The 12,340-nt window shown below is 40.5% G+C and carries 11 protein-coding genes and 1 pseudogene; 1 reads left to right on the forward strand and 11 read right to left on the reverse strand.

All coding sequences use genetic code 11. The features are described from left to right. The first annotated feature begins 263 nt into the window (after window positions 1–263). Entirely contained in the window at window positions 264–2,303 is a 2,040-nt protein-coding gene (locus MLOOGBEN_RS02335) for a molybdopterin oxidoreductase family protein (RefSeq protein WP_179156643.1), read from the forward strand. A 38-nt stretch (window positions 2,304–2,341) separates the two neighbouring features. Here the strand turns inward: MLOOGBEN_RS02335 and MLOOGBEN_RS02340 are convergent, their stop codons facing one another. The 11 genes and pseudogenes from MLOOGBEN_RS02340 to MLOOGBEN_RS02380 form a co-directional block, all read right to left on the reverse strand. After that, complete coding sequence (locus MLOOGBEN_RS02340; protein ID WP_179156644.1) at window positions 2,342–3,547, reverse strand: hypothetical protein; 1,206 nt, start codon at window positions 3,545–3,547, stop codon at window positions 2,342–2,344. Then, window positions 3,547–4,026 carry an RNA polymerase sigma factor gene (locus tag MLOOGBEN_RS02345; RefSeq protein ID WP_368737742.1) on the reverse strand — a complete coding sequence of 160 codons (480 nt, stop codon included), beginning with the start codon at window positions 4,024–4,026 and terminating at the stop codon, window positions 3,547–3,549. The genes MLOOGBEN_RS02340 and MLOOGBEN_RS02345 overlap by 1 nt, the downstream gene beginning before the upstream one ends. A 219-nt stretch (window positions 4,027–4,245) precedes the next feature. Further along, window positions 4,246–5,220 (reverse strand): ring-cleaving dioxygenase, encoded by a 975-nt coding sequence (locus MLOOGBEN_RS02350; RefSeq protein ID WP_179156645.1) that lies wholly within the window; start codon window positions 5,218–5,220, stop codon window positions 4,246–4,248. 188 nt (window positions 5,221–5,408) lie between these two features. Continuing rightward, the gene (locus MLOOGBEN_RS02355) at window positions 5,409–5,879 is read right to left on the reverse strand and encodes a hypothetical protein (RefSeq protein WP_179156646.1); all 471 of its coding nucleotides are present in this window, start codon (window positions 5,877–5,879) and stop codon (window positions 5,409–5,411) included. 173 nt (window positions 5,880–6,052) lie between these two features. Next, a complete protein-coding gene (locus MLOOGBEN_RS02360) occupies window positions 6,053–6,574 on the reverse strand; it encodes a DUF6241 domain-containing protein (protein WP_179156647.1) in 522 nt (173 codons plus the stop codon). A 542-nt stretch (window positions 6,575–7,116) separates the two neighbouring features. Further along, complete coding sequence (locus tag MLOOGBEN_RS29665; RefSeq protein ID WP_368737743.1) at window positions 7,117–7,413, reverse strand: DUF5658 family protein; 297 nt, start codon at window positions 7,411–7,413, stop codon at window positions 7,117–7,119. Between the two features lie 352 nt (window positions 7,414–7,765). Further along, window positions 7,766–8,716: a mannose-6-phosphate isomerase, class I gene (gene manA / locus MLOOGBEN_RS02365; RefSeq protein WP_179156864.1), complete on the reverse strand. Its 951-nt coding sequence runs from the start codon at window positions 8,714–8,716 to the stop codon at window positions 7,766–7,768. A gap of 17 nt (window positions 8,717–8,733) precedes the next feature. Further along, window positions 8,734–8,868: a hypothetical protein gene (locus tag MLOOGBEN_RS29045; RefSeq protein WP_256988800.1), complete on the reverse strand. Its 135-nt coding sequence runs from the start codon at window positions 8,866–8,868 to the stop codon at window positions 8,734–8,736. A gap of 21 nt (window positions 8,869–8,889) precedes the next feature. Further along, window positions 8,890–9,006, reverse strand: a pseudogene (locus tag MLOOGBEN_RS02370) (fructokinase); the annotation flags it as partial. A gap of 152 nt (window positions 9,007–9,158) precedes the next feature. Further along, window positions 9,159–10,352, reverse strand: a complete 1,194-nt coding sequence (locus MLOOGBEN_RS02375) for a glycerate kinase (protein ID WP_179156648.1) — start codon at window positions 10,350–10,352, stop codon at window positions 9,159–9,161. Between the two features lie 13 nt (window positions 10,353–10,365). Continuing rightward, the gene (locus MLOOGBEN_RS02380; RefSeq protein WP_179156649.1) at window positions 10,366–12,330 is read right to left on the reverse strand and encodes a BglG family transcription antiterminator; all 1,965 of its coding nucleotides are present in this window, start codon (window positions 12,328–12,330) and stop codon (window positions 10,366–10,368) included. Window positions 12,331–12,340: the final 10 nt, after the last annotated feature.

Here is a 12,340-nt window from a genome sequence, read left to right on the forward strand (position 1 = left end):
ATTATTAGTTCGCAATATTCATAATGTTACATATTTAAACAAAAAGTACTAATAGGAAAGTCGAAAATTCAATTAAAATATAAAAATATAATCAAAAAGTTGTAAAAGTTTTAATTAATTTGGTTATTAATCTAGAACACTCTTTTGCTATAACCTTGCTGAACCTCCTTTGCTGTCATAAGATAGTAACTATAAAAATATACAATGATGTATAAATGGTGACAGGCACCGAAAGGGGTAACAAGAAAGGGGATCGACCTATTATGGAACAAAATGGGGTTTTTAAGTCTGTTTGCCCGCTGGATTGTCCGGATCAGTGTGGGTTGCTGCTGCATAAAGAGGATGGAAAGATTGTTAAAGTTGAGGGTGATTCGGAGCATCCGGTGACGAAGGGGAATATTTGCAATAAGGTTCGGAATATGACTAGCAGGATCTATGATGAAAACCGCCTAAAGTATCCGATGAAGCGGGTTGGAGCTAAGGGCGAAGGAAGATTCGAACGTATCAGCTGGGATGAAGCGATTGAAACCATTACTTCTCGTTGGAAAACGCTTATCCAAACAGATGGTCCTGAAAGTATCCTTCCATACAGTTTTTATGGAAACATGGGCCGGCTTAACGCAGAGGGAATGGATCGTCGTTTCTTTCACCGCTTGGGAGCATCACAGCTTGATCGAAGTATTTGTTCCTCTGCAGGATCTGTTGGCTACAGATATACGATGGGCGGCAGCTTCGGAATAGATCCAGAAGATACGATCCATTCCAAGCTCATTATTTTTTGGGGGATTAACGCAGCTAGTACCAACATGCACCAGGTAGCACTTGCACAAAAAGCCCGTAAACAAAACGGCGCAAAAATTGTCGTCATTGATGTTCATAAGAATCAAACCGGTAGATTAGCAGATTGGTTTATTCCGATTTTACCAGGGACTGATAGTGCGCTTGCCCTTGGAATCATGCATATTTTATTTGCTGAAAATTTGGTCGACTCCTCCTTCTTAGAGCAATATACGGTTGGCTATGAAGAGCTGCGCGAGCATGTGATTCAATATGACCCCTTGACTGTTTCTGAAATAACAGGAGTTCCTGTTGAGGATATTTACAAGCTTGCTAGGATGTATGGAAATACCTCTCCTGCTTTTATACGAATTGGTAACGGACCACAGCATCATGATAATGGCGGTATGTTTGTCCGCAACGTTTCATGTCTTCCTGCCTTGACAGGTCAATGGCTTATCAAAGGCGGAGGTGCCATAAAGGGAAATTCAGGGTATCTAGCAGTTAACACCGTAAAATTACAGCGTCCTCGGCTATTAAAGAACAAACAGACAAGGGTAATAAACATGAACCAGCTTGGAGATGCACTTCTCACGTTAGACCCTCCTGTAGAATCTCTTTATGTTTATAGTTCTAACCCAGCGGTTGTAGCTCCAGAAGGAGTTAAAGTTAGGAAAGGTCTTGAGCGTGAGGATTTATTCATTGTTGTCCATGATTTGTTTTTAACCGAGTCCGCCAAATATGCTGATATTGTCCTGCCAGCAACGTCCTCCTTTGAGAACACAGATGTTTACACATCCTACTGGCACCATTATATTCAAATTCAACAACCAGTCATCGAGGCCTATGAAGAGTCAAAATCCAATGTCGATGTTTTCCGTCTTCTTGCGAAAGGAATGGGTTTTGAAGAATCAGCATTTGAAGAAACTGAAGAAGAAATGATAGCGGAGACACTTGATTTTACGGCTAATCCCTATTTGGATGGATTAGATTATGAAACTTTGGCAGCAAAGCAATTTGTGAAAGCAAAGGTAAAACCATTGTTTCCGGGTAAATTGCGGACACCAAGCGGGAAAATCGAGCTGTACTCAAAGCGGATGAAAGCAAATGGATATCCTCCACTGCCCACTTATATCCCAATCGTAGTGGACGGGGATCATTCATATCACTTTATCCCAGCACCCAATCATAATTTCTTAAACTCTACCTTTTCAAATAATCAAAAACACATCGTTCTGGAAAAGGAACCACGCTTGCACATGAATCGTAAGGATGCCGAGACTTCGGGGATTGTTGACGGGGAGCTTGTCCGAGTTTGGAACCATCGCGGAGAATGTATGTTAAAAGTGACCATAGGCGAAAACGTCCTCCCGGGAGTAGTCGCCACCCAAGGACTCTGGGCAGATTTAGAAGGAACCAAACAACTCGTTAACACCCTAACACCAGACCGAATCGCCGACATGGGCGGCGGGGCAACCTTCTTCTCTGGCCGGGTCAGCGTTGAAAAAATATACAGTGATGTATAAATGGTGACAGGCACCGCCCCTTGGGCGGTGCCTTCTTATTATAGTGAGAGTTCGCCGACGTTTTGTAGTGTGGCTTCTGCTTCTCCTTTGCCTTTTTCCTCTTCTACTGTACCTGTATTTAGTCGGATGATATTTTGAAGGGTTCCTTTTAATTTTCTTTCTCGTACGATTACTTCATCTAGGACATCTAATGTTGCTACCTTAGAGCGTAGCACCTCTTCGTTTACATCACGATCAAGGGTAAGCTGACCATTTACAATAATGGAAACTGGCTGGTCTAGAGCAAGAAATTGATCGTTGGACCATACTTCTTCCCCGTCAATGACGATAAAACTATTTTCGTAAGACAATACTTCTGTTTCCATCAGGCTTAAAAGTTCATAGACGAGGTCTTCGACTCCCTCATGGCAAATGATGACGGATGTAGAGTGTATTTTTCCGATTGCTTTTGTCAGCATTTCTCTTGAAACATCACTCTCAATGATTACCGGTTTATTTGTAAACCAGTTTTTCTGTTGGAACCTGCGAATGGAACGGGCATTTAGACGCAGCGGTTTTCCCAAAACTTCATACCCTGCTGGAATCACCTCTACTACACTGGCTGTTAACGAAGCTACTTTTTTATACAAATACGATTCTTGATTCTCAAATAGTGAGACTTTTCCATTCACTTCTAACTTACTGATTTTTTCATTAAAGAGATCAAGATTAAGGTCCTGCGCAAAGGAAAGCAATCCATTCACCACTAAATATAAAGACTCATCTATTGATTGTAAGAAGGAATTCGTCAGTGTGAATTTACCATTTTCAAACCGAGGTGCTGCACCTTCATAGGTTTCCACAGCTCCATTGCCTTTTGAAAGCATTTTGCCTGCAATTCCAGTGAGATGAGTTGGACTATATACCTTACCATTAACCAGCAAAGTTAATTGGCCCGCTTGAACTTGGTCTGCCTGAACATTTTTATCAATAATAACCATGCCGTTTACAAGGAGAAAAACTGGCTCAACAATTGAAGAAAGATAGTTTTGGTCCAGATGAAAAACTCCATTAAACAGGCGATAGCCAGCTGGTATTTCTAAGCTTGACCCGATATTCCCAATATTTAACTTCGTTAAAAGATGTGCATTTTCTTTTCCATAGAGCACTAGCCCTACATTTTCAATTCGTTCTATCCCTTTAATACTCTCTTCTGTTGCATTCACCAAATTTAATAATCCTACATTTCCAATTCGTTGACTCATTATTTCTCCTCCTCCAAAATCTTTCTTAATCGCTTGATAGCAAGATGAAGCTTGTAGCGCACTGTAGACGCCGGAATCCTTAGCTGCTCACCAATCTCCTGACTGGAAAGCCCTAACCAATATCTTTTAAAAATAAGATCACTTAATTCCTGTGGCAAATGAGCGAGTAACTCGGTTACCTCCAAGTGGCTGACACCAGCCTCCTGGATCGAAAAATCAAAGTCCTCCTCCCACTGAGTCAATCGCTGTTCTTTTCTCTGATCGTCAATAAGTCTGTTTTTCATGACCCGAAAAAACCATGCCCGCTGCTTATATTCTGGTAAACTAAGCAGCTGTGGTTCGTTGAGCGACTTTACCAATGCATCCTGAATCAGGTCATGGGCCTCCTGCTCATGCCTGGCAATGGATTTTGCAAAGCGCAACAAGTCATCCTTTAACTTTTCATATAAATCACTCACTTCCACATGCACATTGATCACTCACTTTTACTCACTTTATTTTTAAAATAAAAATCTTTAGATTGTTGCTTGAGACTTTCGGTTTTTTTGCCGCTTTCAGTAAGATAACGTTTCTGGAAAGAAAAGTGTTGGAGAAATTTTAAAAAAAGTTTAAAAAGTGGATTTTTCTATAGATTAATATAGGAGAGACTGTGTGCAAAGAAAAAAGACAAGTACCAAATTGGGCCTTGTCTCAATGGATTACTTACTATCTAAATCTAAAGGTCGTAACTTTGCTTCGATATCTGCACGGCGAGATTCCAAAAATGGCGGGAGCGCAAGCCTTTCCCCTAATGTTTCAACCGGTTCGTCCACGTCGAAACCCGGTGTATCCGTCGATAATTCGAAAAGGATATGGTTAGGTTCACGGAAATAAAGGGCCTTGAAGTAATACCGTTCAACCTTCCCTGAATTTATTAATCCAGATGCCGCAATTCTCTGTACCCAATACTCATATTCCTCCTCATTGGGAACACGGAAGGCGACATGATGAACACTTCCCCTTCCAGCTCGCTCCCGTGGCAGATCTGGTCTTGGTTCGATGTGTACTTCTGCACCAGAACCTCCCTCGCCTGTTTCAAAAACTTGAATAGCCGGGAAATCTCCTTCAAGCGATGGATAGGTGCCCACTTGGTTAAAGCCCATAACTTCCGTTAAAACTTTAACAGTTTTATCGGGAACCGCAACCGTTAAAGTAACAGGACCCAAGCCTATTATCGCATTTTCTGCCGAGACATCACTTTTATCCCATGGAATACCCGGACGAACTCCAGCTTCGCCATTATCCGCTACTAGAATTAACTTAGTTCCCTCAAAATCCTGAAATGCTAAGGAATCACGATGGTTTCGTTTCTCAATCTTCCCATGCTGTATGCCAAACCGTTTGAAACGCTCTTCCCAATAGTGAAGTGCATTAGTATCCTTAACTCGAAGAGAGGTTGATGAAATGCTCCCCACACCTGGATAGGTATGCCCCAGCCCAGGTATATCAAAGAAGGTTATTTCGGTGCCTGGACTACCTTTCGCATCACCATAAAATAAATGATAAGACTCTGTATTATCCTGATTTACCGTTTTCTTGACCAATCGCAAGCCTAAAATCTTTGTATAAAATTGAAAGTTCCTCTCCGCCTTACCCGTTAAGATCGAAACATGATGTAAACCTAACAGCTTCATTTATTGACCTCCTATGTGAACTTCACTTTTAATTATCTCGAATTCAAGATAATTATAATCAAATCAGACTCCGCCGTCAACATCCACCCCATTTTGCAAACCACACTGTCCACCCCACGTGGACAAAATGGTTGACTTGTCCACGGGCGGTGCCTGTCACCCATACTGTCACCCATACAGTGTCACCATTACTGATTATAGTCCCAAACGATTTTCCACTCGTCTTTTTCTTCTAATGCAATGACTTCTTGTTCGAGATCAAAGTTTCCGTATTTTCCTTTGTAGGTTTGGGTGACGAGGATTTTGTATACATTTTTCATGACAGGTCCAGTTTTGGACATTTTCCATTGGTCGATTTGTTCAGGTTCACTGATTGTAAAGTCGAACGTTTCGACGCCAAAGTGGTTCATGAACACATGGGCTCTATCTTGGATGTAGGCTCCTTTGCTAAATTTCCCCTTCATGGTTGAATGAAAAAGCTCCCAGGACGAGGCGAATTCCCCTTCCTGCTCATACCGATAAAACTCCTCCACCAAAGCAAATGCCTCTTTATCCGGTGAAAACCAAGCATCCTTAATTAACATAAAAACAGTCACGATACAGACAAGCAGCACCAATCCCATTGCAAGACCCGTAACTGGCATAGATTTTCTAGACATATGTCTCTCCTTTAGTACAGACTCTCCTACACTAAAGACTATGTCCAGCTACATCCAAATATTAATCATGTTAACCTGCTTAACAACATTCAAATAGTTTATTAATCATCACTGTACGCCTGAGGTGGACAGTGTCCACGAGCGGTGACAGGCACCGCGTATCGGCACCGCCATTATCTAAACTCGTCCTCTATATATTCTAGTTCTTCCTGTGGGGTGAGGAGCCGGGTGGCTTTGCCGATGTTTCCTTTTTGGTATGCCCAAATCCGATTGTGAGCGCTTACTGCGTTGCTAAAGTCTTGTCTTGTCCAGGGTTCTAGGATGTCCAGAAGCATTTGTTTGTTACTGCTTTTTTTAAAGTCTTTGTTTTTTATCACTTCATATATTTTTTTGACTTTATCGGCGGTGATTTCTGAGGCGCCCCACTTTTTGTCTGCTTCGACCTTTTGATGTGTCATGTTGTGAACCTCTTGGATTAGTTCCTCTTCGCTCATGGTTTCATATTCAGCCATTATTTTGCCTGATACAGGTGCCTCAAAGCCTTTTTCGATTTTTGTTTGTGCCTCTTTTGCTGTAACGGGATCATTTTTCTTTAAGTTGAATTTCAGCCCACTATCATTACCTAAATAAAAATAGACTCCCACCATACAAGCCAGTATCCCAATGATAGAACCTACCATAGTTAATTTCTTCATGCAGCACTCTCCCAAAACTAAATTTACAAATCTATTAATCTCTCTTTTGCAAAATCCTAATTTCTATTAATTATACAAAATTATGCCAAATACATGTACTTTATTGTTTCTGCAAGGATATCTTATTCGGCGTTTCGCTTCCCGAACTGCCTAGGGAAAGCGAAAAGTGCAATATCCCCTTGCTAAATGAAATTAATCACGTAAAACGTGATTGTTCTGACAATTCCCTCGAAGTTATTGATTTAAGCTTGTTCGCACCGTCCTACATTTCCCTATAAGGTAGAGGAACCCGGGAATAAAAAGAAAAGCGCTTTCTGAAAGAGACTATCCTTGGAAAGCTTCGAACAGTTAGCCAGTCAATATGAGCCACCGTTCTTGGGGGCTTAATTATCAAAGAAATTGCCAATAAGGAAAAGGTATCTATTTCTGCTGTTAAACTATGGCGTAAAGGAGCACGCGACAAATTGAAGGTTGTCAAAGAGACTCAACGTTAGAAGTCTTCAAAGTTAAAGGTGCCTTCCATTTAGATAGGAAAGGCACCTTTAAATGAGGGCGACGAGCCAGTAGCAATGGAGGAAAAATATCAAGGTATAGAAGCTAGAGGCAAAGACCGTGAGCCCCTTTGTAAGGGTGGTGCTTGGTACTTTTTTAAAAAGAATAAACAAGTAAAGGCACAGCGAAAATGTCAATTTGGTAATCAAAAACAATGCCGGATCAGCTTCATAAATTCTACTCATTAATGGGTTCATTTCTTCTATAAATGAATTTCCCAACCCAAAGAATGTAATGAAGGCATCAAAAATATTTAAGAGCGATAAATAATGAAAGAGAAAAACCACCTTTTACCATCACCTCAAGACGTTCCTAATATCGAACATCTTATAATTTTCCTTTTGGTTGGTGTGATATCCTGCCTTTTCGAACGATAATCGTTAGACAATTTCCCCTATTTTCCCCTTAATATCAACTTGCAATTGTTTTATGAAGGGGACATTTATGTTTAAAATTAGCGGTATCAAACGAATGGAGTCGAAGAGGATAAAGAATACTCGAAAAAGGGGAAGGTAGGAAAAATGAAAAAGCTTTGGCACAAAGATAGTGACGTGCTTTTCTTTATGAATTAGGAGATTTAGTATACATTTCAAAGGAAAGGCTCAGAATCCAATATTCTGAGCCTCTTTCACGTCCAAATTACGTATGGGAAACAATAAGTTCTGCATTTCCCTCAAGTTCAAATTCCCCAAATCCAACTGGAAGGATAAAGTGGGTTCCTTTTTTCAAGGGATAAGTTTCACCAGCATGAAGTAGTGCTCCATCACCGTTAATTACACTTGCGAGCAGGTAGTGACCATCAGCAGAAAAAGTTGCTTTGCCAGCAACTGTCCATTTGTAGACAGAGAAGAATTCTGATTCTACAAATGTCGTTACCGATGCATGTTCACGTTCCTCCACTTTAGGAGTGACACCTGTTTCTTGATGAGGAACCGTGGTCACTTCAATCGCTTTTTCCAAATGAAGCTCACGTAAATTCCCTTCGGCATCTCTGCGATCATAATCATAAACCCTGTAGGTGGTGTCAGAGCTTTGCTGTGTTTCTAGCACAAGCGTTCCTTCACATAAAGCGTGAATGGTCCCGCTTGGAACATAGAAAAAGTCTCCAGGTTTAATTTTCACCCTGCGCAAGAGCTCATTCCACTTGCCTTCGTTGATTTGTTGGACCAATTCATCTTTCGTTTTAGCGTTGTGACCGAAGATCATATCCGCTCCCTCTTTACAATCAAGGATGTACCAACATTCAGTTTTTCCTAGATCCCCATTTTCATGAACTTTTGCATATTCATCCTCCGGATGTACTTGAACAGATAAATCAGCATTTGCGTCAAGAATTTTGGTTAGAAGCGGGAAAACCTCATCTTTCGGATTTCCAAATAACTCAGGTTGTTTTTTATAAAGCTCATCCAACGACATCCCTGCATATGGTCCATTTTCAATGACCGACGGACCATTAGGATGAGCAGAAATAGCCCAGCATTCACCGGTTTGATCTGTTGGAATGTCATAACCAAATTGAGCTGCTAGGGCAGTTCCACCCCAAATTCGTTCTTTAAAAACTGGTTTTAAAAATAATGGCTGCTGCAAAATGATAACCTCCACTTAAATTAGTTATTCTCTTGAAGTGCTTGCTTCGCTAACATCAGCGACCCTGTAATCCCAGCGTGATCGCCCAATCCAGGACTGACAATATAGTGTGACAATTCAGGTAAGAAAACATAATCGGCAACAAATTCTTTCAAATATTTAAAATCCAATTACCTTGACATCGTTTCCTTAGGGAAAATCGTTGGTATCTGAATTCGCTCTAATATATTTCTTGTTTCATCTCCGACAGCACAAACAAACTTCGTACCCCCCGCTTCAATAGCACCTAACAGTACACTACCTCCACCCTGTCTGCATCACAAATTATCTAAGCACATTAATCAATTATACTAAAAACACACACTCATTAATAAAAAATTGTACAGAACATCGATAAAAAAAGGAAAACCGTCCTGCACGTTTCCCTTTTCTACCATTAAATCAACTAATGAATTGAACTGTCCGCCTGAGGTGTACACTGTCCACGTGTGGTGACAGGCACCGCGTTTGGTACCGCGTTTAGTAAGCTAGCGATGTTTCTTGATGTGCTAACGATGTTTTGTTGGGCATTTTTGAGTGCCTCTTCTAGTGTGCTTATTCCTGGGACTATGCTGAAGACGGTGTTGATTCCATGTTGGTAGACGGCTTCGTATCCTTCACCGAGTGTTCCAGCTAGTGCGATGACGTGTACGTTATGTTTTTGTGCTGCTGCTGCGACGCCTATAGGTGTTTTTCCGTATATGGTTTGGCTGTCGATTTTACCTTCTCCTGTTATCACGAGTGAGGCATCTTGAATATGGTCATCTAAACCTGTAGCTTCCATGACGATTTGAATTCCCTTGCGCAGCTGACAAGGGAGGAATGCGAGTAGTCCTGCACCTAAACCGCCTGCAGCACCTGCACCTGGAATTTCACTTACATCCTTGCTCAAATCTCTTTCTATTATCCTAGCAAAATGGCATAGATTGTGGTCCAGCACACTGACCATTTCAGGAGTTGCACCTTTCTGGGGACCGAAAACCGCAGAGGCGCCTGTTTCTCCAAGCAAAGGATTCTCAACATCACAAGCAACTTCAAAACGTATTTCGTTGAGTCTTACTTCAAAGCCTTCTAAATTAATAGAATGTAGATCTGCTAATGCCCCTCCGCCAAAGCCGATATCACACCCATTCACGTCGAATAATCTTCCACCCAAAGCCTGTACCATCCCTGCTCCACCATCATTCGTCGAACTTCCTCCGAGCCCTAATATAATGGTTTCTACGTTGTACTCAAGAGCTGCTAAGAGGAGTTCGCCAACACCAAAGGTTGTAGTCTGTAAGGGGTTTCGCTTTTCTGGTGATAGTAAATGTAAACCTGATGCCGCTGCCATTTCAATGACGGCTGTTTTTCCATCATGGATTAATCCGAAGAATCCTTCTACCTTTTCACCTAGTGGTCCCGTTACAGTATGATTAACCACCTGTCCCTCCATTGCATTGACTAAGGAATGTACAAGTCCTTCGCCTCCATCAGCCATGGGCAATTTTACGTATTCAGCGTCTGGAAAAACCTCACGAAATCCTTCCTCAACAGCATTCGCCACCTCAAGGGCAGATAAGCTTTCTTTAAATGAATCTGGCGCAATCACAACTTTCATAGCTTTCTCCCCTTTATTTTATTGAGTTAAATTGACTGATAAAATCTTCGAACTTCTCTTTCGAACAAAGCTCTGCAACCAACTTTTTATTTTGAACGATCTTCCATAAATGATTAAATAAATGGCTGAATTCTTCCTTATCTTTTTCATTTAAAGCCAGTAAAAGTACTAGTTGGACGGTTTGCTCTCCCCATTTAACGGGTTTCCTTAGGATCCCTATTGCGATACATGAACCTAAGGCATTTGGTTTTAACGGATGCGGAATAGCTACTAGGTTTCCGATGGAAGTAGGGGATATTTCTTCCCTCTCAAGAACCGACTGTTGAAAGGAGTCATCAACATATCCCTTAATATTAAGGACAGTGCTTAATGAACGTATAATTTCAGTTGGGTTTTTTTTATCAATCTCTGTAAAAAACAATTCATCACTAAATAAGTTATGAAGCTTCATTAAAGATTTATTTTTATCTTCATTTAGAAACTTACTAGATATATGTTCTTTCACCTTTTTAATATCTTTTTCCGTTAATATTGCATTTATATGAAGGGCTGGAATTGGACTTTCTTTCACGATTGGAATCGTACTTAAAATTAAATCCGCCTCTTCCTTTTTGATTTCTCCGATGGAATAAGAAGGATACGTGCCAACAATATCAATACCCGGAAAAACACTTTCCACACTAGCTGCAAGGAGCTTGGCCGTACCTAAACCAGATGCACAAACGATGGCCACCCGCTTCATCTGTCGCCGCTTCTTATTTTTCATCCGCTCAACAGCTGCTTCTAAATGAATGGCAATATAACCGATTTCATCCTCATTAACCACAAGGTCACTGTTAGAATGAATGACTTCTGCAGCCAAAATGCCAAGCTCAAATGAAAAGGGATAATTCTTTTTAATTTCTGTTAACATCGGATTCCTTAAATTCATTCGATATTTTAAGCGGTTAATCGCAGAACGTAAATGCAGCCCCAATCCATATATAAGCTCACGATCTTCTCGCAATTCAATGCGGTAAACCCGATTAATCTCTGAGAGAATATTTGCCACCAACTGATAGTGCCTTTCCCCGACCAAATCGATAATATCCAATTCCAGGAAATTTTTATCATCAAAGTGCTTTGCACCAAGCAAATGAATCGTGATATAGGCAACTTCCCCTAGTGGAATTTTTATCGCAAATATCTCTTCTATTGAATGTACAATTTTCTTTGCAACCTCGTATTCAACCTGATCTTCCAATTGGTCGAGTTCAATCGAACCTGCTTCAACATTTTTACCCTTTTTAATTCTCTGAATCGCAATAGCAATATGCATCACTAAGTTATTTAGCGGCAGATCAGCCATATTAAAAGAAAGCTCTTCAATATATTTCTTTGTAATAGTCTTTATTTCATTAATATTCACATCGGCAATAATCTCATTTTCAAGCTCAGATTGTTCATTTTTTATATTCGCTAGACTTTCCGATAAACAAAAACGAATATTCATTTCGTTTCCTACCAGCTTGATTCCGAAGTTTGGCTTTTTAAATAGTTTCAGATCATACTTTTCTAAAAGCTTTTCTACTTGCTTCAAGTCATTATCCACTGTGGATTTACTTACAAATAATTCATTTGCAAGCTGTTCAGCTGCAATAAAATCTTCTGCCACAATAACACTTTTTAAAATATATAATACTCTTTCTTCTGGCAGGACAGGCGTATTTCTCTGTTCCTCCTCCTGTAGCATAAACAGTTCCTCAATTACCTCTTTAACATGCTCTCCAAGCGTTGAATCAATATAATAGCCCACACCTCGACTAGCATCTATCTGAACACCAATTTTTTTCAATTCAAGATTTAATGTTTTTACATCATTTCTTATCGTCCGGGAAGTGACACCCAGTACTTTGGCCAAGTATTCACTTGTCACAGGTTCCTTATGTGATATCAATTCCTTGACCAATGACTTAATACGGCTGTTTAAAATAAGCATATCTACCTTC

This window comes from Bacillus sp. EB106-08-02-XG196 (assembly GCF_013396335.1).
Lineage (GTDB): Bacteria > Bacillota > Bacilli > Bacillales > Cytobacillaceae > Neobacillus.